This is a genomic window from Streptomyces sp. col6 (assembly GCF_008042035.1).
Lineage (GTDB): Bacteria > Actinomycetota > Actinomycetes > Streptomycetales > Streptomycetaceae > Streptomyces.
On record NZ_RDBL01000027.1, the window covers coordinates 269,326 to 290,092 of the forward strand.

At 73.5% G+C, this 20,767-nt stretch carries 21 protein-coding genes; 11 read left to right on the top strand and 10 right to left on the bottom strand.

Going from position 1 to position 20,767, the window contains the following annotated elements; all coding sequences use genetic code 11:
- Positions 1 to 9: 9 nt before the first annotated feature.
- Positions 10 to 1,584 carry an apolipoprotein N-acyltransferase gene (gene lnt / locus EAO73_RS28420; protein WP_147974373.1) on the bottom strand — a complete coding sequence of 525 codons (1,575 nt, stop codon included), beginning with the start codon at positions 1,582 to 1,584 and terminating at the stop codon, positions 10 to 12.
- Positions 1,585 to 1,676: 92 nt separating this feature from the next.
- Positions 1,677 to 2,543, bottom strand: a complete 867-nt coding sequence (locus EAO73_RS28425; RefSeq protein ID WP_147974374.1) for a universal stress protein — start codon at positions 2,541 to 2,543, stop codon at positions 1,677 to 1,679.
- Between the two features lie 146 nt (positions 2,544 to 2,689).
- Between EAO73_RS28425 and EAO73_RS28430 the strand changes: the two genes are divergently transcribed.
- Complete coding sequence (locus EAO73_RS28430) at positions 2,690 to 3,067, top strand: hypothetical protein (RefSeq protein WP_191134259.1); 378 nt, start codon at positions 2,690 to 2,692, stop codon at positions 3,065 to 3,067.
- Between the two features lie 48 nt (positions 3,068 to 3,115).
- Here EAO73_RS28430 and EAO73_RS28435 read toward each other — a convergent pair whose 3' ends face one another.
- Both EAO73_RS28435 and EAO73_RS28440 read right to left on the bottom strand, forming a co-directional pair.
- Positions 3,116 to 3,988, bottom strand: a complete 873-nt coding sequence (locus EAO73_RS28435) for an undecaprenyl-diphosphate phosphatase (protein WP_147974375.1) — start codon at positions 3,986 to 3,988, stop codon at positions 3,116 to 3,118.
- A 186-nt stretch (positions 3,989 to 4,174) separates the two neighbouring features.
- Positions 4,175 to 4,885, bottom strand: coding sequence for a TVP38/TMEM64 family protein (locus EAO73_RS28440; protein ID WP_147974376.1), 711 nt, complete (start codon positions 4,883 to 4,885; stop codon positions 4,175 to 4,177).
- 364 nt (positions 4,886 to 5,249) lie between these two features.
- Between EAO73_RS28440 and tuf the strand changes: the two genes are divergently transcribed.
- Positions 5,250 to 6,419 carry an elongation factor Tu gene (gene tuf / locus EAO73_RS28445; protein WP_147974377.1) on the top strand — a complete coding sequence of 390 codons (1,170 nt, stop codon included), beginning with the start codon at positions 5,250 to 5,252 and terminating at the stop codon, positions 6,417 to 6,419.
- Between the two features lie 69 nt (positions 6,420 to 6,488).
- Positions 6,489 to 7,334 carry a spermidine synthase gene (locus EAO73_RS28450; protein ID WP_147974378.1) on the top strand — a complete coding sequence of 282 codons (846 nt, stop codon included), beginning with the start codon at positions 6,489 to 6,491 and terminating at the stop codon, positions 7,332 to 7,334.
- Here EAO73_RS28450 and EAO73_RS28455 read toward each other — a convergent pair.
- Complete coding sequence (locus tag EAO73_RS28455) at positions 7,296 to 8,609, bottom strand: MFS transporter (protein ID WP_147974379.1); 1,314 nt, start codon at positions 8,607 to 8,609, stop codon at positions 7,296 to 7,298. The two genes, EAO73_RS28450 and EAO73_RS28455, sit on opposite strands and share 39 nt — an antisense overlap.
- A gap of 54 nt (positions 8,610 to 8,663) precedes the next feature.
- Complete coding sequence (locus tag EAO73_RS28460; RefSeq protein WP_147974380.1) at positions 8,664 to 9,749, bottom strand: hypothetical protein; 1,086 nt, start codon at positions 9,747 to 9,749, stop codon at positions 8,664 to 8,666.
- 154 nt (positions 9,750 to 9,903) lie between these two features.
- Between EAO73_RS28460 and EAO73_RS28465 the strand changes: the two genes are divergently transcribed.
- Together EAO73_RS28465 and EAO73_RS28470 are read left to right on the top strand one after the other, a co-directional pair.
- Positions 9,904 to 10,341, top strand: coding sequence for a DUF4442 domain-containing protein (locus tag EAO73_RS28465; protein ID WP_147974479.1), 438 nt, complete (start codon positions 9,904 to 9,906; stop codon positions 10,339 to 10,341).
- A gap of 148 nt (positions 10,342 to 10,489) precedes the next feature.
- Positions 10,490 to 11,152 carry a DedA family protein gene (locus tag EAO73_RS28470; protein ID WP_147974381.1) on the top strand — a complete coding sequence of 221 codons (663 nt, stop codon included), beginning with the start codon at positions 10,490 to 10,492 and terminating at the stop codon, positions 11,150 to 11,152.
- Positions 11,153 to 11,166: 14 nt separating this feature from the next.
- Here EAO73_RS28470 and EAO73_RS28475 read toward each other — a convergent pair whose 3' ends face one another.
- On the bottom strand, positions 11,167 to 11,697 hold the full coding sequence (locus EAO73_RS28475) for a gamma carbonic anhydrase family protein (protein WP_147974382.1): 531 nt from the start codon (positions 11,695 to 11,697) through the stop codon (positions 11,167 to 11,169).
- Positions 11,698 to 11,863: 166 nt separating this feature from the next.
- On the opposite strand from EAO73_RS28475, the gene EAO73_RS28480 reads away from it, so the two are divergent.
- A complete protein-coding gene (locus tag EAO73_RS28480) occupies positions 11,864 to 12,601 on the top strand; it encodes an acyltransferase (RefSeq protein ID WP_147974383.1) in 738 nt (245 codons plus the stop codon).
- A 57-nt stretch (positions 12,602 to 12,658) separates the two neighbouring features.
- On the opposite strand, the gene EAO73_RS28485 is transcribed toward EAO73_RS28480, so the two are convergent.
- Positions 12,659 to 13,525, bottom strand: coding sequence for an EamA family transporter (locus tag EAO73_RS28485; protein ID WP_147974480.1), 867 nt, complete (start codon positions 13,523 to 13,525; stop codon positions 12,659 to 12,661).
- 92 nt (positions 13,526 to 13,617) lie between these two features.
- Here EAO73_RS28485 and EAO73_RS28490 point away from each other — a divergent pair, with 92 nt between their 5' ends.
- Together EAO73_RS28490 and EAO73_RS28495 are read left to right on the top strand one after the other, a co-directional pair.
- The gene (locus EAO73_RS28490) at positions 13,618 to 14,190 is read left to right on the top strand and encodes a helix-turn-helix domain-containing protein (protein ID WP_147974384.1); all 573 of its coding nucleotides are present in this window, start codon (positions 13,618 to 13,620) and stop codon (positions 14,188 to 14,190) included.
- A gap of 43 nt (positions 14,191 to 14,233) precedes the next feature.
- Positions 14,234 to 14,806 carry a YbaK/EbsC family protein gene (locus EAO73_RS28495; protein WP_147974385.1) on the top strand — a complete coding sequence of 191 codons (573 nt, stop codon included), beginning with the start codon at positions 14,234 to 14,236 and terminating at the stop codon, positions 14,804 to 14,806.
- Here the strand turns inward: EAO73_RS28495 and EAO73_RS28500 are convergent.
- The gene (locus EAO73_RS28500) at positions 14,803 to 15,210 is read right to left on the bottom strand and encodes a CoA-binding protein (RefSeq protein WP_147974386.1); all 408 of its coding nucleotides are present in this window, start codon (positions 15,208 to 15,210) and stop codon (positions 14,803 to 14,805) included. The two genes, EAO73_RS28495 and EAO73_RS28500, sit on opposite strands and share 4 nt — an antisense overlap.
- Before the next feature lie 59 nt (positions 15,211 to 15,269).
- Here EAO73_RS28500 and EAO73_RS28505 point away from each other — a divergent pair, with 59 nt between their 5' ends.
- The 3 genes from EAO73_RS28505 to EAO73_RS28515 all read left to right on the top strand — a co-directional run bounded on the left by EAO73_RS28505 (position 15,270) and on the right by EAO73_RS28515 (position 20,331).
- Positions 15,270 to 15,896: a YigZ family protein gene (locus tag EAO73_RS28505; protein ID WP_147974387.1), complete on the top strand. Its 627-nt coding sequence runs from the start codon at positions 15,270 to 15,272 to the stop codon at positions 15,894 to 15,896.
- Positions 15,897 to 16,018: 122 nt separating this feature from the next.
- Positions 16,019 to 17,185, top strand: coding sequence for an exonuclease SbcCD subunit D (locus EAO73_RS28510; protein WP_147974388.1), 1,167 nt, complete (start codon positions 16,019 to 16,021; stop codon positions 17,183 to 17,185).
- A complete protein-coding gene (locus tag EAO73_RS28515; protein ID WP_147974389.1) occupies positions 17,182 to 20,331 on the top strand; it encodes an AAA family ATPase in 3,150 nt (1,049 codons plus the stop codon). The genes EAO73_RS28510 and EAO73_RS28515 overlap by 4 nt, the downstream gene beginning before the upstream one ends.
- Here EAO73_RS28515 and EAO73_RS28520 read toward each other — a convergent pair.
- Entirely contained in the window at positions 20,321 to 20,767 is a 447-nt protein-coding gene (locus EAO73_RS28520; RefSeq protein WP_147974390.1) for an Lrp/AsnC family transcriptional regulator, read from the bottom strand. The two genes, EAO73_RS28515 and EAO73_RS28520, sit on opposite strands and share 11 nt — an antisense overlap.

Consider the following 20,767-nt stretch of genomic DNA (forward strand, 5'->3'; position numbering starts at 1 on the left):
CACGGCGCGCTATACCACTGCCGCTTCCGCCGGCCGTGTACGCCTCCGGGAGCGCGCGGCCCGGACGCCCATCGAGGCGCAGTACACGGCCAGCACGCCCAGCGCCCCGTACACCGGCCAGTCGCCCAGCCGTACGTACAGCGTCGTGCCCCGGGCCAGCGGTACCCCGTAGACGGCGGTGCCGCTGGTGTCCGTGCCGAGCCGGGACCCGACCGCCTCGCCGTGCGGGCCGTACACCGCGCTCACCCCCGTGAGGGTGGCGTGCACCATCGGGCGTCCGCTCTCCGCCGCCCGCAGCGCGCCGAGCGAGGCGTGCTGGCCGGGCGCCCAGCCGTGCTGGAACGACGACGTGGACGACTGGGCGATCAGCAGCCCGGCGCCGTCCCGGACCAGCCGCCGGCTCATGTCGGGGAACGCGGACTCGAAGCAGACCAGCGGGCCGATGCGCAGCCCGTCCGCGCCGGGCACCCGCATCGTTACCGGGCCGGTGCCGCGCAGCCGGTCCTCGCCCGCCGCCCGGCCCATCGAGGTCGCCCAGCTCAGCACCGACCGGGCCGGGATGTACTCGCCGAACGGCACCAGCCGCATCTTGTCGTACCGGTCCCCGGTGAGCCCGTCCGGCCCGACCAGCACGGCGCTCTTGAAGATGCCGGTCCGCCCCGCCCCGTCGGTCTGCCGGGCGTCCACGTTGACCAGGACGTCCGCGCTCACCGCCCGCGACAGCGCCGCGAGCCGGGCCGTGATGTCGGGCCGCCGGACCGGATCGACGCCGACACTGCTCTCGCCCCACACCACCAGGTCCACGTCCCGCCCGGCCAGCGACCGCGTCAGCTTCTCGCTGAGGTCGAACCTGCGCTGGATGCTGCCCGGCCCGTCCACGATCCCGGGCTGCACGACGGCCACCCTGGCTGTGCCGGTCCGCTCCGGCTGTGGCGCCCACATCCAGGCGGCCCCGACCACGAGCGCCCCCACCAGCAGCGACACGGCGGCGGCGACGCGGGCGGCGGAGTGCACCAGCAGCACGGTGAGCGCGGTGTTCACCGCCACCACCAGCAGGCTCACCAGCCACACCCCGCCCACCGACGCCAGCCGCAGCGCCGGCTCCACCTGCCACTGGCTCGCCCCGAGCAGCCCCCAGGGGCCGCCCAGCGCCTCCCAGGACCGGACCAGCTCGATCATCAGCCAGCCGCACGGAATCACGACCACCGCCGCCACCGCGGACCACCCGCCCACCGGCCCGCGCAGCAGCCGGCCCACGAGCACCCCCCACGGCGCCCACAGCAGACCGAGCAGCGCCGCGAGGACCACGATGAACACATGCAGACTCGGCATCAGCCAGTGGTGCACGGCGATCATGTAGCCGGTCCCGCCCAGCCAGGCGTCCCGCGCCGCCGCCCGCCCCGTACCGGCCGACCGGATCAGCAGCAGCAGCGGGACCAGGCAGACATAGGCGAACCACCACAGCGAGGGCGCGGGGAAGGCGAGCGCCGGCAGCGCACCGGCCACCAGCGCGGCGGCCGCGCGCCCCGGTGTCGGGTCCAGCATCCGTGCGCCCCGCTCGCGCCACCCGGCCCCTGACCCCATGCCGCGCCTCCTCGCCCCACCCGCAGGCAGGTCCGTCCGCCATCCGATCCGGCTCTCCTGCCCAGTGTGGGGCAGCGGACGCGGCCCGGCCGTCAGCAGGGGACGACGGCCACCGGGCCCATGGCGTGCGTGAGCGTCGTGTGGGCCACCGGCGAGAGTCCGAGCCCCAGCGACTCACCGCCCCGCCGCCGCCCGACGACGGTCAGCGACGCCGTGGCGGACGCGGTGACCAGGGTGCGCGTCGCGGAACCGTTGACCGGCTCCTTCATCACCTCTACCTGCGGATACGCGGTGCGCCAGCCGGCGGTCAGCTCGGCCAGTGACCGCTCGGCCGCGTCCGCCGCCGCGTCCCGGTCGAAGACGGGCCCGCCGGACAGCATCGACGAGAACATCGTCCAGCCGTGCACGATCCGCAGCCGCGCACCCGGGTGCGCCGCCGCCGTCGCGAAGGCGAAGTCCAGCACCCCCTCGCTGCTCTCGTCGGCGGCCACTCCTGCCACGATGTCCGGGAAGACCTCGCCCGTTCCGTCGCCGGGCTTCTCGTCGTCCCGGCCGCCGTGGACGATCACCACGGGGCACTTCGCCATCGAGGCCGTCGCCAGGCTGTTGGACCCCAGCATCAGGGAGCGGAACCCGCCGAGCCCCCGCGAACCGAGCACCACCAGCGAGGCGTCCCGGCTCAGCGAGACGAGCGCCGCCGACGGGAAGTCGAGCGGTGCGAGCGTCGAGGGCCGCAGCCCCGGGGCGGTCTCCGCGACCCGGCGCACGGCCGAGGCCAGCAGCTCGCCGGCCTCCTGCTCCTGCGCCTCCTGGTCGGTGCGCCGGGAGAGTTGCCTGACGTGCACGATCAGCAGGGGCAGATCTCGTGCGACCGCCTCGCGCGCCGCCCAGTCCAGCGCGTCCATGCTGTGCGAGGAGCCGTCGACCGCCGCGATCACGGGAAGCTCGGTGCCACTCATGGGTTCCTCTCCGCCGGTGGGGACCTGCCCCGTACGCTACGGCCGTCCGGGCGCGGATGCCGAGGTGGGAGCGGCCGTCCGGGCCCCGGCACGGCATACCGCCGCACGTCGTAGTACCTGTGGGCCGGGCCGCCTATGCTCGCGGGATGGAGCAGAGCGAAGTGGTGAAGCGTGTGGTCGGCATCCTCACCGAGGCGGGGGAGATGCGCCGGCTGCTGGAGGAGAACCCCGACCGCGAGGACGCCGACACCGATTCGACCGTGGTGACCGCCCTTCTCAACGAGACGATGCCGCGGATCGCCATCCCGGAGGACGCCACCGTCGAGGACGTCGTGGTCCTCGTCGGCCGTGAGGTCGGCGGCGCGGTCGAGCAGCTCGTCGGGGCGTTCACCCTGGCGTTCGCGATGCTGGCCCAGGTGCACGACTCCGGGCAGACGGACGTCACGTCGGCGGACGTGCTGCAGGACCTCGCCCTGCGCGCCGAGCAGTTCGGCGCCGAGGGCCCCGGCGACGCGGAGATCTGACGCGATGTGCCGCCCCCGGCGCGACCGGGGGCGGCACACGCGCGGAGGTCAGCCCGCGGACTCGCCCGCGTGCGGGCTCAGCGCACCCGCGCCGACCAGGACGAAGAGCAGGATGCCCAGGGCGATCCGGTAGATCACGAAGGGCATGAAGCTCTTCGTCGTAATGAACTTCATGAACCACGCGATGACCGCGTACCCCACACCGAACGCGATGAAGGTCGCGAAGACGGTCGGGCCCCACGACACATGACCCTCGCCCGCGTCCTTGAGCTCGAAGACGCCCGAGGCGAGCACCGCGGGAACCGCGAGCAGGAACGAGTAACGCGCCGCCGCCTCACGGGTGTAGCCCATCAGCAGACCACCGCTGATGGTGGCGCCGGAGCGCGAGACACCGGGAATCAGGGCCATTGCCTGGCAGCAGCCGTAGATCAGGCCGTCCTTGACGCCCAGTTCGCGCAGCGTCTTGCGCTGCTTGCCCGCGCGGTGCCTGCCGCCCGTCTCGTCGCGGGCGGCCAGCCGGTCCGCGATGCCGAGCACGATGCCCATCACGATCAGGGTGGTCGCGATCAGCCGCAGATCACGGAAGGGCCCCTCGATCTGGTCCTTGAACGTGACACCGAGCACACCGATCGGGATCGAGCCGATGATGACCAGCCAGCCCATCTGGGCGTCGTGGTCGCCGCGCATCGAACGGTCCGTCAGCGACCTGAACCACGCCGAGACGATCCGGGCGATGTCCTTGCGGAAGTAGATGAGGACCGCGGCCTCCGTGCCGATCTGGGTGATCGCGGTGAACGCCGCACCCGGGTCGTGCCAGCCGGCGAACGCCGCGGTGAGCCGCAGGTGCGCGCTGGAGGAGATCGGCAGGAACTCGGTCAGTCCCTGGACGAGGCCGAGGACGAACGATTCGAACCAGCTCATGGGGCTTGGGCCATCCCGGATTGCTCATGCGGCGGCCGACGGCGTATGCCGTCGGCGGCGTGCGGATTGCGGTCGTGGCGAGGACAGGGCCGCGCGGGGCCCCGTCTCGTCTTCGGTCGCGGGCAGCGTATCGCCCTCGGGTGAACAGCCGACGACACCCCCCGCGCCCCCGGCCGGTCGCGGTCCTCAGGCGCCCAGGCGGTGACGGCGGCGCCAGGCGACCACGGCCGCACCGGCCCCCGTCAGCACGATGAAGCCCATCGCCGCGAGGAAGGCGGGGGAGGTCGGCGAGGACGCCTCGCTGCCCGCCACGACGTACGCGGCCGTGTTCGGGACCGAGCCCAGCCCCGTCGCCACCAGGAACGGCGGATAGCCCATGCGGGAGACGGCGGCACAGTAGTTGGCGGCGGCGAACGGCACCCCGGGGAAGAGCCGCAGCGCCAGCATCGAGCGGAAGCCGTGCCGGCTCAGCTGACCGTCCGCCGCCCGCAGCCACCGCCCCCGCACCAGGGTGCGCAACGCGTCCTGGCCCAGGACCCGGCCGAGCATGAAGGAGATCCCCGCGCCGAGCACCGTACCGCCGAGCGCCGCGGCGAGACCGGCCTGCGCACCGAACAGCGCGCCCGCCGCGAGGTTCAGCAGGGGGCGCGGCACGAACGCCACCGTGCAGACGCCGTACGCCAGGCCGAACACCACGGCCGCCGTGGAGCCGCCGCTCAGCTGCCCGAGTCTCCCGGAAGTCAGCAGTTGCTGCGGCTCCAGCAGCAGCATGGCCGTGGCGGCGGCCACCAGCACGGCGACGAGCAGCGAGAGCCGGGACCACGGCGAGAGCAGCACGCGCGTGCAGCGCACGGCGAGACCGGGGGCGGGCCGGGTGTCGGGGACGACGTCGAGCATTCGGGGAGAGTAACCGACAAAGGTGTGTGATCGCCGTAATGCGCCCCTGCCCGGCTCCGGCGGCCCGTGCCCAATCCCCGTACGGTCCGCCGTAATTCGCTCGACGGGCCGACGGGCCGTCGGAGATGATCGGGCCATGTTCCGGTACGCCTTCCCCGCAGCGCCGTCCGCAGTCGCGGACGCGCCGGAGGCTGCCGTCGACACCCTCGCAGCAGGTGGCGCCGCAGCGCTCACCGCTGCCGCAGCGCCCTTCGGCGGCGCCCGAAGCTGACCCTCCCCCGACTGTCCGGCGGACCCCGCGAGGGGAGGGTCGGCCGGGCCCCGGGGTCCTCACGTCACGCTTCGCATCCCAAGGAATGAACCCATGCCCAAGACGGCATACGTGCGCACCAAGCCGCACCTCAACATCGGCACCATGGGTCACGTCGACCACGGAAAGACGACTCTGACCGCCGCCATCACCAAGGTGCTCAGCGACCGCGGCACCGGCACCTTCGTCCCCTTCGACCGCATCGACCGCGCGCCCGAGGAGGCGCAGCGCGGCATCACCATCAACATCGCGCACGTCGAGTACGAGACCGGCACCCGCCACTACGCGCACGTCGACATGCCGGGCCACGCCGACTACATCAAGAACATGGTCACGGGCGCCGCCCAGCTCGACGGGGCGATCCTCGTCGTCTCCGCGCTGGACGGGATCATGCCGCAGACCGCCGAGCACGTGCTGCTCGCCCGTCAGGTGGGCGTCGACCACATCGTGGTGGCGCTCAACAAGGCGGACGCCGGCGACCCCGAGCTGACCGACCTGGTCGAGCTGGAGGTGCGCGAGCTGCTGTCCGCGCAGGGCTACGGCGGCGACACCGTGCCCGTCGTACGGGTGTCGGGGCTGCGGGCGCTGGAGGGCGACCCGCGCTGGACCGGTGCCGTGGAGGCGCTGCTCGACGCCGTCGACACCTATGTGCCGATGCCGGTGCGCTACACCGACGCGCCGTTCCTGCTGCCGGTGGAGAACGTCCTGACCATCACCGGCCGGGGCACGGTCGTCACCGGCGCCGTGGAGCGCGGCACGGTCCGCGTGGGTGACCGGGTGACGGTCCTCGGTGCGGACACCGAGACGGTCGTCACCGGCCTGGAGACCTTCGGCAAGCCGATGGAGTCCGCCGAGGCCGGCGACAACGTCGCGCTGCTGCTGCGCGGCGTCGAGCGCGACCGCGTGCGCCGCGGTCATGTCGTCGCGGCGCCGGGCAGCGTCACCCCGAGCCGGCGCTTCACCGCGCGGGTGTACGTCCTGTCGGGGCGCGAGGGCGGCCGCACCACCCCGGTCACCACCGGGTACCGGCCGCAGTTCTACATCCGCACGGCCGACGTGGTCGGCGATGTGGACCTCGGCGAGGCGGGGGTGGCGCGGCCCGGGGACACGGTCACCATGACCGTCGAGCTGGGCCGGGACATCCCGCTGGAGCCGGGCCTCGGCTTCGCGATCCGCGAGGGCGGCCGCACGGTCGGCGCGGGCACGGTCACGGAGCTGCTCTGAGCCCCGCGAAGACCGTGGGCCCGCCTCCCCGGACGCTCCGAGGAGGCGGGCCCACCGCACAATGGGGGAGTGAACGAGTCGATACCCGTCATCCGAGATGTGGACCACGGCACCGCACGGCTGCTCCCGGACGTGGACCGGGAGCGGGCCTGGCTGCTGACGGTCGACGGAGCACCGCAGTCCTACGTCGACCTGGACGCGCCCGAGCACCTGGAGTTCGAGTACGCGCGACGGCTCGGCCATGTCGTGGACTGCGCGGCGGACCCGGGCGAGCCGCTGGACGTCCTGCACCTGGGCGGCGGCGGTCTCACCCTGCCCCGTTATGTCGCGGCCACCCGCCCCGGTTCCCGGCAGGAGGTGGCGGACGCGGACCGCGCTCTCCTCGACCTCGTCGCGGAGCACCTGCCGCTGCCCGAGTGCGGCGGCATCACCGTGCACGCGGCGGACGCCCGCGCCCGGCTGGAGGAGACGGTGCCCGGCTCGCTGGACCTGCTGATCGCGGACGTCTTCGGCGGGTCACGGGTGCCCGCCCACCTCACCACCGTCCCGTACGCGCGGGCGGCGGCGCGGGCGTTGCGCCCGGACGGGATCTACGCCGCCAACCTCGCGGACGGGCCGCCGTTCGGTTTCCTGCGCTCGCAGCTGGCCACCTTCGCCACCGCCTTCACCGAGCTGGCGCTGATCGCGGAGCCGGGCGTGCTGCGCGGCCGGCGCTTCGGCAACGTTGTCCTGGTCGCATCCCGCGCCCCGATCGACACGGCGGCCCTGGCCCGCCGGTGCGCGGCGGACGCGTTCGCCGCGCGGGTGGAGTACGGGGAGGCGCTTGAGGCGTTCGTCAACGGCGCCCGGCCGGTCGGCGACGAGGACGCGGTCCCCTCACCCGAGCCGCCCGACGGCTCCTTCCGCATCGGCTGACGTGGGCGGCACGAGCGGGGCCGCGGCCACCTCCACCGACTCGGTCCTGCGGGTCAGGTTGCGTACGTCCGGCACGAAGAGCACCGCGCCCGTAACGAGCACGACCAGCCCCGCGCAGCCCCACAGCGCCTGACCGCGCCCGACCAGCGACTCGACGGGTCCGGCGAGGGCGGTGGCGACCGGCACCATCGCCACCGAGCCGAACCAGTCGTAGGCCGAGACGCGCGACAGCTTCTCCTCGGGGATCTCCTGGTGCATGGCGGTCATCCAGGAGACGCCGAACACCTCGATCGCCGTACCGCTGACGAACATCACCACGCAGAGCCAGGTCGCGGACAGCGGCACGGCGAGGCCGGCCGACGGCAGGGCCAGCGGGAAGACGCAGAGCGTTCCGGCCAGCAGGAGGCGGCGCGGCTTCCAGCGCATCATCAGCAGTGCCCCGGCCAGGTTGCCGACGCCGAACGCGGCGAGCGCGAAGCCCCAGGGCCGGGCGCCGCCGAGTTCGTCGCGGGCGACCAGCGGACCGTAGACCGCCTCGGCCGCGCCCACGGCGGCGACCACCACGGAGAACTGGGCGACGATGGCCCAGAGCCACGGCCGGCCGGTGAACTCCTTCCAGCCGTCCCGCAGGTCCGCGAGCAGCCCGCCCCCCGGCTCGCGCGCCGGGATGTGGCTGACGTCGAGGAAGGCGCGCAGGGCTCCCGCGACCGCGAAGGCGGCGGCGTCCACGGCCAGCACCCAGCCGGGGTCCATCGCCGCGATCATGGCGCCGCCGAGGGCCGCACCGCCGATGGCGGCGCCCTGGGTGGACATCCGGAAGAGCGCGAAGGCACGGCTCGCCTGTTCGCCGCTGACGCTCGACATCAGCATGCCCTCGGCCGCCGGGCTGAAGAAGGCCTGCCCGGTGCCGCACAGCGCGGTGAGCAGCATCATCTGCCACAGCTGGGGGTCGCCGGCCAGGACCAGCAGGGCGAAGAGGCCCTGCGAGACGCAGTTGAGGGTGTTGGCCGCCACCATCACCCGGTGCCGCGGCAGCCGGTCCGCGATCGCCCCGCCGATCAGCAGGAAGAGCACCAGCGGCACCGTCCTGGCGGCGGCGACGAGGCCGACGTCACCGCCGTCGCCGCCGGTCTGGAGAACCGCGAACGCCGCCGCGATCAGTGCGCCGTGGGTGCCCAGGGCGGTGATGATCGAGGCGGCGGTGAGCAGCCGGTAGTTGCGCCCTGCCGGGACGGGGCGGGTGGAGCGGGAGGCGGGGGCGGCTGCGTCGGTCACCCAGGGACTATCGCGGCCGCGCCCCCTTTGCGCAAATGAGTTCCCGGACCGGGCTCAGGACTCGCTGTCGGTGTCGGTGATCGGCACGGTGCGCACCGTGCTGAGGATCTTCTCGATCGTCGCGTTGGGCAGCTCGTCGTCGACACCGGCGGCGGCGTACAGCACCCAGGAGGCGAAGGCGCCCTTGGTGTTCTTGAACGTGAAGGCGTACGTCTTGCCGTCACTGCTGCACTTGGAACGCTTGGTGACGTTGGGCGCGGTCGCGGTGACCAGGCTCCCGGTCAGCCCCGACTTGGTGGTGTACTGCTTGGGCTTGCTGATCTTGATGGTCTTCTTCGGCATGTGCTGCGCGAACGCGGCCCAAGCCCAGGTGCCGGCCTCGTTCCGGGCGTTCACATCGGCGTCCGTGGCGCCCTCGGCGCCCCGGGTGCCGGTGCCGGCCAGGCTGTAGTTGTCGTCGGTGCCGTCCTTGTCGGCGTCGTCGGTGCACCACTTCTTCTTGAGGTCCGCCGGCCCGGTGAACCCGATGAGCGGCATACCGTCGTTCTTCTTCTCGTCCTCGAAGAAGGACAGCACGCCGGGCGGGGACACCTCCCAGTCGCCCGGCACGTCGAACTGGGTGCCCCACTTGGGGTTCGTCACGACCTTCCAGCCCGCGATCTGCGGCTTGGCCTCGTCGTCGCCGCCGCGCGGGTTGGCCTCGGACGGGGACGCGGAACCGGACGGCTTGACGGGCGCGGACGACTTCTTGCCGCCGGCGACGTTCTTGCCGTCCTTGTCGTCGTCCTTGTTCAGCACGATGACACCGGTGACCGCGGCGGCCACCACGACCGCGGTCGCCGCGACGATCGCCACGATCGTCGTCTTCTTCTTGTTGTTGTCACCGCCGGGCTGCGGATCGCCGGGAGGTCCGGGCACCGCGTACTGCGGTGCCGTGGGCTGCTGGTACGGGTTGGGCTGTCCGTAGCCCCCCTGCCCGCCCTGCTGCGGGTACCCGTAACCGGGCTGCTGCTGTCCCTGCTGCTGGTATCCCGGCTGCTGATAGGGATTCGGCTGCTGGTACCCCGGCTGCTGGTACGGGTTCTGGTTCTGGTCCTGCGGGTTCTGCTCGCCCCCGGGCGGCTGCTGTCCTGGCCACATGGCGAGTAACGATAGAGGTGCCCCGCCCGGCGTGCTACGTCCGCCCCCGTGTGCGAACGGTGAAGGAGGGGCGGCGGCCGGACGGGACGTGGCCGCGAAGGCATGGCCAAAGGCTGCTACCCATGAGTAACATCGGTCCATGAGCGCTGAACAGATGACCGCGGGCGAGATGCTCGCCGCGACGGTCCCCATGGTCCGGACCCTCAACCTCGAATTCCTGGAGTCCACCGCCGACCGCGCGGTGGTCCGCATGCCGGACCAGGCCGACTACCACAACCACGTCGGCGGACCGCACGCCGGAGCCATGTTCACGCTGGCGGAGTCGGCGAGCGGTGCCATCGTCATCGCCGCGTTCGGCGACCAGCTGGCCCGCGCCGTGCCGCTCGCGGTGAGCGCCGAGATCGGCTACAAGAAGCTGGCCATGGGGGAGGTCACCGCGACCGCCGTCCTCGGCCGCCCCGCCGCCGAGGTCGTCGCGGAGCTCGACGCGGGCGAGCGCCCCGAGTTCCCGGTGACCGTGGAGATACGCCGCGGGGACGGAGCCGTCACCGGGGAGATGACCGTGGTCTGGACCCTGCGCCCCCACTCCTGACCCGTACGACCCGACGGCCGCCCGACACCGGACAGGTGCCGGGCGGCCGTTCGCGCTGTCCGCCCCGGTGAAGCTGAGGGTAGGCTTCCCGCGCTGCGCCGATGAGTTGTCCGGCGGGCGACGAGACATCACACGTAAGGAAACGGCGTTGCACATCCAGGAGTGGCTGGAGACCGTCCCCGCGATCAGCGTGTACGTCCTGGTGGGCGTCGTCATCGGACTGGAGAGCCTGGGCATCCCGCTGCCCGGCGAGATCGTCCTGGTCAGCGCGGCGCTGCTGGCCGCGAGCCACGACGGCATCAACCCCTGGATCCTGGGCGCCTGCGCCACGGCGGGCGCCGTGATCGGCGACTCGATCGGCTACGCCATCGGCCGCAAGGGCGGCCGGCCACTGCTGGCCTGGCTCGGCGGCAAGTTCCCCAAGCACTTCGGAGAGAGCCAGATCGCCCTGGCCGAGCGCTCCTTCCAGAAGTGGGGCATGTGGGCGGTGTTCTTCGGCCGCTTCGTCGCGCTGCTGCGCATCTTCGCGGGACCGCTGGCCGGGGTGCTGCACATGCCGTACTGGAAGTTCCTCGTCGCCAACGTGCTGGGCGGGATCGCCTGGGCGGGCGGCACCACGGCCGTCATCTACTCGGTGGGCGTCGTCGCCGAGGCCTGGCTGAAGCGGTTCTCCTACCTGGGCCTGGCCATCGCCATCCTGATCGGCCTCGCCTCGATGCTGATCATCAAGAACCGCGCCAAGAAGGCCGCCGCCGCGCACTCCGAGGCGGCCGCCGAGCCGGAACCGGGGACCGTGCCGGTCGCCGACTGAGCGGACGGCGTTGTTCAGCCGCCGCACGCCTCGCGGTGCGCCTTGGCCAGCTCCACGTAACCCACCGCGTTGAAGCGGACGCCTTCGAGCTCCTCCTCGGTCAGCTGCCGCTTCACCTTCGCCGGGACGCCCGCCACCAGGGAGCCCGGCGGTACCCGCATCCCCTGCGGGACCAGGGCCTGCGCCGCGACCAGCGAGCCCGCGCCGATGTGCGCGCCGTTGAGGACGGTGGCCCCCATGCCGATGAGTACGTCGTCCTCGATGGTGCAGCCGTGCAGGACCGCGTTGTGCCCGACCGAGACCCGCTCGCCGACTGTCACCGTGAAGCCCGGGTCGACGTGCACGCTGCAGTTGTCCTGGATGTTGGAGTCCGCACCGATGACGATGGGGCCGCAGTCCGCGCGCAGCACCGCCTGATACCAGAGGCTGGAGCCCGCCGCCATCGTGACGTCCCCGATCGCGACCGAGGTCGGCGCGGTGAACGCGTCCGCGTCGATGGACGGCTCCTTGCCGCCCATGCCCATGATCAACGCCTGCTCCGCCATCGCGCGTTCCTCCGTGCTCCGCTGCCGTGGGTCGCGGCGGCCACGGCGACCCCCGGCCGTCCGCCGGGGAAACCGTATGCGACGCACCGCCGTCCCAGGCCTGTTGGGGTGAAGATCACAGGCCGGTGCGGCCGAAGGCCCGGTGGGCGCGGACTACCGTGAGCGCGTGCCCAAGAACAGAAACGCGTTCTCCTCGCTGACCGCCTGGCGGCGGCGCGCCCTGTCCGGGGCCGTCCACCGCTGCTGGCGCTGGGCGCGCGAGGCGGGCGCGGTGACCGCCGAGCACCCCGGGGGACTGCGGTTCGCCCGGATCGGCGGGGGCACCCGGCTGGCGTTCCCGCAGGGCACCGTCTTCGGGGAGCCGTGGATCGAACTGGGCGACCACTGCATCATCGGCGAACAGGTCACGCTGACGGCGGGACTCATGCCCGACCTCGATCTCGGCCCCGACCCGATCCTCACCCTGGGCGACGGGGTGGTGCTGGGCCGCGGCAGCCATGTCGTCGCCGACACCACGGTGACCATCGGCGCGAACACGTACTGCGGGCCGTACGTCTACATCACCTCGACCAACCACAGCTACGACGACCCGCACGAGCCGGTCGGCAGGCAGTGGCCGCGGATGGAGCCCGTCTCCATCGGTCCCGGCTGCTGGATCGGTACCGGTGCGGTGATCCTGCCGGGCGCCCGGCTCGGACGCAATGTCGTCGTGGCCGCCGGCGCGGTCGTCCGCGGCGAGGTGCCCGACCGGGCGGTCGTGGCAGGCGCTCCCGCCCGGGTCGTACGCAGCTGGCATCCGGACCGGGGCTGGGAGCCGCCCCTGCGCACACCGGCCCCGGTGCCGATCCCCGCGGACGTCACCCCGGAACAGCTGCTGGCCGTGGCGGAGCTGGAAGAGGGTTAGGGCCTAGGGCCTTTCGTCCGGATCAGGCCGGGCTCGCGCGCTGACCCGGCCCCGCGCTCAGCCGGTCGCCAGCAGGACCGTGCCCACCAGTGCGAGTCCGGCGCCCGCCGCCTGCACGCCCCGCAGCCGCTCCTTGAGGTACCCGCGCGCGGCCAGGGCGGTGACCACCGGATAGAGCGAGGCCAGTACGGCGGCGACGGTGACCGGGCCGTGCTGCGCGGCCATCGCGTACGTGCCGTTGGCCGCCACGTCCGCGAGCCCGACGAACGCCAGCGCCGGAAGGGCGGCCCGGACCGCCGCCGCGCCTCCCTCCTCGGGCAGCGCCCGGCCGCCGCGCCGCACCGAGACGTACAGCGCCCCGCCGCCCACCGCGATATTGGTCAGCCGCTGCACGAACAGGGCGAGAAACAGCCCGGTCACTGTCGTCGACGCCTCGGCGATCAGCGACATCACGGTCCCGAAACCGAAGGCGGCCACCAGCGTCAGCAGGATCGCCCGCCGCTGCACCGGGGCCCCGCGCAGCTGCGGGCCGCCCGCCATCACGATGCCCGCGACGGCGACGGCGACCCCGGCGCACTGCAGGAGCCCCGGCCGCTCCCCGGCGATCAGTCCCACGCCCACCGGTACGGCCACGCCGAGCGAACCGAGCGGGGAGACCACACCCATCGGTCCCAGAGCGAGCGCCTTGTAGAAGCAGAGCATCGCCATCGGCCCCACGACTCCCGCCCCGACCGCGAACCAGAGCCGGGGACCCGCCTCGCTCCAGCCGCCCGTGACGGTCACGATCACCCCCAGCACCGTCGCCGCGATGATCTGCGAGACCACGACCACGGTGAGCGCGGGCGTGCGCCGCGTCAGCAGACCGCCCCCGAAGTCGGCCAGTCCCCACAGGAGGCTGGTGGCCAGGGCGAACAACGCGGTCATGGGTGCCTCGCAGTACAGTGCGGTGAACAAGTGGGTGCACTCCACCGTAGTGCAGGATGCTCGACTACGTCATACAAAATATTGGACGGAATGTGACTGACCTCGATCAGCTGACGCAGTCCCTCGCGCGCAACCTCAAGCGCTGGCGCGGTGAGCGCGGCTTCACCCTGGACGCGCTGGCCGCCCGCGCGGGAGTCAGCCGGGGCATGATCATCCAGATCGAGCAGGCCCGCACCAACCCGAGCGTCGGCACCACGGTCAAGCTCGCCGACGCGCTCGGCATCAGCATCACCACGCTGCTCGACTACGAACAGGGCTCCCCGGTCCGCATGGTCCCCGCCGACCAGGCCGTACGCATGTGGTCCACCGAGGCGGGCAGCGCCACCACGCTGCTGGTCGGCACGGAGGCCCGCGGCCCCCTCGAACTCTGGTCCTGGCGGCTGATGCCCGGCGACGGCAGCCGGTCGGACCCGCACCCCGAGGGCACGGTGGAACTGCTCCACGTCACCGCCGGCACCCTCACCCTCGTCGTCGACGACACCCCGTACGCCGTGCCCGCCGGCACCTCCGCCACCTTCGAGGCGCACCACCCGCACGCGTACCGCAACGAGGGCACCGAACCGGTCGAACTCACCATGGCCGTCAGCATTCCGCCCGTCAGATGAGACGCCGCACACCCCCGCGCACGCCGCTGTTAGCGTGACGCGCATGCGCGCACCCATCGGCTCCTTCGAGAACGCCAGCCCCGCCGTCGACCGTCAGGACCTGCTCACCGCCCCGGTGGCCGAGGCGGTGCGCACCGGCTGGGGAGGCATCACCCCCGACCAGGTCCTGCACGTCGACACCGACCCGGAGATCGCCGACACCGCGGTCTTCGTCGCGCACCACGGAGCCGATCTGCTGGAGCGCTCGGCGAACTGCGTCGTCCTGTCGGGCAAGCGCGCCGGAGAGGTCACGCTCGGCGCCTGCGTCGTCCTGTCGCACTCCCGCGTCGACGTGAACGGCGTCGCCCGCAAGCACCTCGGCCTGCGCAAGGCACGCTTCGCCTCGATGGATACGGCCGTCGGCGAGACCGGCATGGAGTACGGCGGCATCACGCCCGTCGGGCTCCCTGCCTCCTGGCCGCTGCTGATCGACTCCGCCGTCGTGGACGAGGAGTGGGTCCTGATCGGCAGCGGCTCGCGCCGGGGCAAGCTCATCGTGACCGGCAAGGCGCTGGCCGCACTGCCGGGCGCCGTGGTTCTCGAAGGGCTGGGTGTCCGGGCCCCCGAAGCGTCCTAGCCGAGGCGCGGGATCTCGATGGCGGGGCAGCGATTCATCACCATGTCCAGCCCGGCCGCCCGGGTGCGCTCGTACGCCTTCTCGTCGATCACACCGAGCTGGAACCAGACGGCTCGCGCGCCGATGGCGGCCGCCTCGTCGGCCACCGCACCGGCCAGGTCGCTGTTGACGAAGACGTCCACCACGTCCACCGGGAACGGTATGTCCGCCAGCGAGGCGTACCCCTGCTCGCCGTGGACCCGTTCCGCCTTCGGGTGCACCGGCACCACACGCTTGCCGAAGCGCTGCAGCACCTCGGCGACCCCGTAGGCGGCGCGGGCACGGTTGCCGGACAGCCCCACCACGGCCCAGGTGTCGCCGGTGTCTTCCAGAATCCTGCGGATCGTCTCCGTGTCTGCGTCCATGATCCGCACAACCGGCGGCCCGCTCCGGCCATTCCCGCGAGGAAGCATAGGGTGGCGGGATGCAGGAGCAGTACCGGACCGTCGCCCGCGCGGGCGTCCACGAGAGCGAGATCAACCGCTCCCGCTTCCTCTGCGCGCTCGCCCCTGCCGCCACCGAGGAGGAGGCACAGGAGTTCGTCGCCCGCGTCCGCAAGGAGCATCCGACCGCCACCCACAACTGCTACGCGTACGTCATCGGCGCCGACGCCTCCGTGCAGAAGGCCAGTGACGACGGCGAGCCCGGCGGCACCGCCGGTGTCCCGATGCTCCAGATGCTGACGCGCCGCGAGGTCTGCTACGTCGTCGCCGTCGTCACCCGCTACTACGGCGGCGTGAAGCTGGGCGCCGGCGGACTGATCCGGGCATACGGGGGAGTGGTCGGCGAGGCGCTCGACGCACTCGGCACCCGCACCCGCCGCCGCTTCCGGCTCGCCACCGTCACGGTCGGCCACCAGCGGGCGGGCCGGCTGGAGAACGAACTGCGGGCCACCGGACGGACCGTGCGCGCGGTCCGGTACGCCGCCGACGTGACCATCGAGATCGGGCTGCCGGACGCCGAGGTCGAGGAGTTCCGCCGCTGGCTGGCCGACGCCACGGCGGGCGAGGCACGCGTGGAACTGGGCGGCGAGGCGTACGACGACGCGTGACCCGGCCGGTCACGGACCCGGCGGGACTTCACGGACGCGCCCTCGGTCCCCCGGCGTGATGGGACACTGTGGGACGTGAGGGCACAGGGGCGGAGGAAGCGCATGCGGACCGGAGCCGGGTCTTGAGGATTCTGCACACATCGGACTGGCACCTGGGCCGGTCGTTCCACCGGGTCCCCCTGCTCGAAGCGCAGGCCGCCTTCCTCGATCACCTGGTGGCCACCGTCCGCGAGCACGAGGTCGACGCCGTCGTCGTGGCGGGTGACGTGTACGACAGAGCGGTGCCCCCGCTCGGCGCCGTGCAGCTCTTCGACGACGCCCTCCACCGCCTGGCCGGCGCCGGGGTGCCCACCGTGATGATCTCCGGCAACCACGACTCGGCCCGCCGGCTCGGTGTCGGCGCCGGGCTCATCGGCCGGGCCGGCATCCACCTGCGCACCGACCCCGCGCACTGCGCCACCCCCGTCGTGCTCGCCGACGCGCACGGGGACGTGGCGTTCTACGGGCTTCCGTACCTGGAACCGGCCCTGGTCAAGGACACCCTGCGGGCCGAGCGCGCCGGGCACAAGGCCGTGCTGACCGCCGCCATGGACCGGGTCCGCGCCGACCTCGCCGCGCGCCCGGACTCCACCCGGTCCGTCGTCCTCGCCCACGCCTTCGTCGCCGGCGGCGAACCCAGCGACAGCGAACGCGACATCACCGTCGGCGGCGTCGCCTCGGTCCCCGCCGGAGTCTTCGACGGCGTCGACTACGTGGCCCTCGGCCACCTCCACGGCTGCCAGGCCGTCACCGACCGGGTCAGGTACTCGGGCTCCCCGCTCGCCTACTCCTTCTCCGAGTCCGCCCACCGCAAGACCATGTGGCTCATCGACCTGGACGCCTCGGGCGCCGTCACCGCAGAGCGCGTCGACTGCCCGGTGCCCCGCCGCCTCGCCCGGCTGCGCGGCCGGCTCGACGAACTGCTGAACGACCCCGCGCTCGACCGCCACGAGGACGCCTGGGTGGAGGCCACCCTGACCGACCCGGTCCGCCCCGCCGACCCCATGGCCCGGCTCACCGAACGCTTCCCGCACACCCTCGGCCTCGTCTTCGAACCGGAGCGGGCGCCCGACGACCCGGACATCTCGTACGCCCGCCGCCTGCGCGGCCGCGACGACCAGAGCATCGCGGAGGACTTCGTGGCCCACGTACGCGGCGGCTGCGGGACCGACGCACAGGAACGGGCGGTGCTGCGCGGCGCCTTCGACCACGTTCGGGTCGACGACGGCGTCCGCGAGGTGAACCGGTGAGGCTCCATACCCTCCGCATCACCGCGTTCGGCCCCTTCGGCGCCACCGAGGAGATCGATTTCGACGCGCTCTCCTCCGCCGGCCTCTTCCTGCTGCACGGACCGACCGGCGCCGGGAAGACCTCCGTCCTGGACGCCGTCTGCTACGCCCTGTACGGGGCGGTCCCCGGCGCCCGCCAGAGCCCCGGCACCTCGCTGCGCAGCGACCACGCCGCGGCGGACCTGCCGACCGAGGTGCGACTCGACCTCACCGTCGGCGGGCGCAGGCTGGAGATCACCCGGCGCCCCGCCCAGCCCCGCCCCAAGAAACGCGGCGGCGGCCACACCACGGAGAAGGCGCAGAGCTGGCTGCGTGGGTACGACCCCGACGACGGCTGGCAGGCGCTGAGCCGGTCGCACCAGGAGATCGGTGAGGAGATCACCCAGCTCGTCGGGATGAGCCGGGAGCAGTTCTGCCAGGTGGTGCTGCTGCCGCAGGGCGACTTCGCACGCTTCCTGCGCGCCGATGCCGAGGCCCGCGGCCGGCTTCTCGGCCGGCTCTTCGACACCCGCCGCTTCGCGGCCGTCGAGGACCGCCTGGCCGAGCTGCGCCGGACGGCCGAGGCACAGGTCAAGGCCGGTGACGACCAGATCCTCGGACTCGCCCAGCGCATCGCCCAGGCGGCGGGCCCCGCCGCGCGCGAACTCGGCCTGCCGGACGTCCAGCCGGGCGACCCCGGCCTCGCGGACGCGGTCCTCGGCTGGGCCGCGACCGCCCGCAGCGGCGCCCGCGAACGGCTCGACATCGCCGCGTCGGTCCTCGCCACGGCCGAGCACCGGCACGCCGACGCCCACCGCGCCCTGGACACCGAACGGGAACTCGCCGCGCTCCAGGAGCGGTACGCCGAGACCCGGCGCCGGGCCGACGCCGTGGAGACCGGCCGCGCCGCGCACGAGGGTGCGCTCGAACGCCTCGCGCGGGCCCGCAAGGCGGACCTCGTGGCCCCGGCGCTGGAGCTGCGCGAGGCGGCGGAGCGCGCGTACCGGCAGGCGCGCGAGGCCCGGGACCGTGCCGGGGACCGGCTGCCGGAGACCCTGGCCGACGCGGGCGCCGAACAGCTGGCGGGCCTGGAACACCGGCTCCGCGAGGAACGGGGCGGCCTCGAATCCGCGCGCCGCGCCGAGCGGCGCAGTGCCGAGATCGACGACGAGCGCGCCGCCCTGGAGCGACAGGCCGGGGCCGACGACGCACTGGTTCGTGACACCGAGGGCTGGTTGGCCGGCTGGGAGACCACCCGCCAGGACCTCCAGGCCCGACTCGACGCGGCGCTGGAGGCCGCGACCCGTACCGAACTGCTGGCCAGGCGCCTCGATCCGGCCCGCCGCCGCCTCGACGCGGCCCGCCGCCGGGACACCCTGGCGGCGCAGGTGACAACCGCCGGACTGCGGCTCGCCGACGCCCGCGAACACGCCCTCGGTACCCATGAGCACTGGCTCGACCTGCGCGAGCGCCGGCTGCGCGGCATCGCGGCCGAACTCGCCGCGCAACTGGCCGCCGGTGAGCCCTGCGCGGTCTGCGGCGCGACGGACCACCCGGCCCCGGCCCGCACCGGCGACGGCCATGTCGACCGGGCGACGGAGGAGGCGGCCGAACGCACGCACCGCGGCGCGGAGCAGGCCCGCGCGGACGCCGAGCAGGCCCTCGCGGTGGTCCGCGAACGCCACGCGACGGCTCGTGCGGAGGCGGCGGGGGCCGCCGGAACGGCGGACGGCGGGACGGACCCGGCCGGCGCCACCGGTGCGGCGACGGGTCCGGACGCCACCGGGCAGGCCGACGACGTGACCTCCGTCTCCACCGGGGCAGGGGACAGCGCCGATTCCGGCGTGGCGCCGACCGTCGCCGCGCTCGCCGCCCTCGTCGACGCCCTGGCCGGCGAGCACGCGGAGGCGTACCGGACCGCAGCCGGGGCGCACGCCGCGCGGGAGGCGCTGGCGGCGGCCGAGCGTGAGCAGCGCCGGCGCGCCGAGGACCGGCAGCGGGCCGAGCAGCGCGCCGCCGCCCGCACCTCGCGGCGCGAGTCGCTGGACGCCGAACGGGCCGCGCTCGACGAGGTCCTGGACCGGGCACGCGGCGGGTACGCGAGCGTCGCCGAGCACGCCGCCGTCCTGCAGCGACGGGTCGACCTGCTGGTCGAGGCGGCCGGCGCGGTGCGCGAGGAGGAGAGCGCGGCGGCACGGCTCAAGGAGGCCGACGACCGCCTCGCGGACGCAGCGTTCCGGGCCGGTTTCGAGACCCCGGAGGCCGCCGCCGCGACGCTGCTCGACGACGCGGGGCAGCGTACGCTCCAGCACCGGATCGACGCCTGGCAGGCCGAGGCGGCAGCGGTCGCGGACCGGCTGGCCGAGACCGCGGCCCGGGACGCCGCCGCGCGTCCGGCCGCCGCCCCGGACGCGGCGCGGGAGGCGTTCGACCGGGCCGAGCGCGCGCTGCGCGAGGCCGCGGCGGGACTCGACGCCGCCCGGGAACGCTGCGCCGAACTCGCCAGGCTCTCGCGCCGGGTGGCGGACGAGGTGCGCGCGCTGGGACCGGTGCGCGAGGAGTACGAACGGGTCGCCCGGCTGGCCGGGCTCACCGCCGGCACCTCGGCGGACAACGCGCGCAAGATGCGGCTGGAGTCGTACGTACTGGCCGCCCGGCTGGAACAGGTCGCGGCGGCGGCCACCGCCCGGCTGAGCCGTATGTCGGCGGGCCGCTACCAGCTCGTCCACTCCGACGCCCGTACCGGCGCCCGCAGATCGGGGCTCGGCCTGCACGTCATCGACGCCTGGACCGGTCGGGAGCGCGACACGGCCACGCTCTCCGGCGGCGAGACGTTCTTCGCCTCGCTCGCCCTGGCGCTCGGCCTCGCCGACGTCGTCACCGACGAGGCGGGCGGCGTACGCCTCGACACCCTGTTCATCGACGAGGGGTTCGGCAGCCTCGACGACCAGACGCTCGACGAAGTGCTCGACGTGCTCGACTCGCTGCGGGAACGGGACCGCAGCGTCGGCATCGTCAGCCACGTCGCGGATCTGCGCCGCCGCATCCCTGCCCAGCTCCAGGTGGTGAAGGAACGGCACGGATCGGCCGTGCGCCTCCGGGCGGAGGCCAACGGGCTCAGCGACTGATGGCGCGCCCCGGCAGGGGCGAGGAGTAGACGACGCTGGTGGTGACGGAACCGAGCGCGCCGATCTTCCCGGAGACGGTCTCCAGATGGCTCATGGAGCGGGCCGTCACCTTCAGCACGAAGCAGTCGTCGCCGGTGACGTGATGGGCCTCCACGACCTCCGGCGTGGTCTCCAACAGGTCGTGGAACGGCTTGTAGTTGCCGTTCGGGTACCGCAGCCGTACGAAGGCGAGGATCGGCAGCCCGAGCCGTTCCGGATCGACCACGGCCGCGTACCCGCTGATGACCCCGGCCTCCTCCAGCCGGCGGACCCGCTCGGTCACAGCGCTCGGCGACATGGCCACCGCACGCGCGAGCTCCGCGAACGAGGCCCGGCCCTCCCGTTGCAGCACGTCGAGAATGCGCCAGTCGGTGGCGTCCGGGGAATAGTCGCTCAT

Excerpts from the sequence above, each read along its gene's own strand:
- EAO73_RS28465 (WP_147974479.1), top strand. The coding sequence starts at position 9,904 with ATGACCGCGGGCGAGATGCTCGCCGCGACGGTCCCCATGGTCCGGACC.
- EAO73_RS28460 (WP_147974380.1), bottom strand. The coding sequence starts at position 9,749 with ATGTGGCCAGGACAGCAGCCGCCCGGGGGCGAGCAGAACCCGCAGGAC.
- EAO73_RS28505 (WP_147974387.1), top strand. The coding sequence starts at position 15,270 with ATGCAGGAGCAGTACCGGACCGTCGCCCGCGCGGGCGTCCACGAGAGC.
- EAO73_RS28430 (WP_191134259.1), top strand. The coding sequence starts at position 2,690 with ATGGAGCAGAGCGAAGTGGTGAAGCGTGTGGTCGGCATCCTCACCGAG.
- EAO73_RS28495 (WP_147974385.1), top strand. The coding sequence starts at position 14,234 with ATGCGCGCACCCATCGGCTCCTTCGAGAACGCCAGCCCCGCCGTCGAC.
- EAO73_RS28485 (WP_147974480.1), bottom strand. The coding sequence starts at position 13,525 with ATGACCGCGTTGTTCGCCCTGGCCACCAGCCTCCTGTGGGGACTGGCC.
- EAO73_RS28440 (WP_147974376.1), bottom strand. The coding sequence starts at position 4,885 with ATGCTCGACGTCGTCCCCGACACCCGGCCCGCCCCCGGTCTCGCCGTG.
- EAO73_RS28475 (WP_147974382.1), bottom strand. The coding sequence starts at position 11,697 with ATGGCGGAGCAGGCGTTGATCATGGGCATGGGCGGCAAGGAGCCGTCC.
- lnt (WP_147974373.1), bottom strand. The coding sequence starts at position 1,584 with ATGGGGTCAGGGGCCGGGTGGCGCGAGCGGGGCGCACGGATGCTGGAC.
- tuf (WP_147974377.1), top strand. The coding sequence starts at position 5,250 with ATGCCCAAGACGGCATACGTGCGCACCAAGCCGCACCTCAACATCGGC.
- EAO73_RS28500 (WP_147974386.1), bottom strand. The coding sequence starts at position 15,210 with ATGGACGCAGACACGGAGACGATCCGCAGGATTCTGGAAGACACCGGC.
- EAO73_RS28520 (WP_147974390.1), bottom strand. The coding sequence starts at position 20,767 with ATGAGCGACTATTCCCCGGACGCCACCGACTGGCGCATTCTCGACGTG.
- EAO73_RS28425 (WP_147974374.1), bottom strand. The coding sequence starts at position 2,543 with ATGAGTGGCACCGAGCTTCCCGTGATCGCGGCGGTCGACGGCTCCTCG.
- EAO73_RS28435 (WP_147974375.1), bottom strand. The coding sequence starts at position 3,988 with ATGAGCTGGTTCGAATCGTTCGTCCTCGGCCTCGTCCAGGGACTGACC.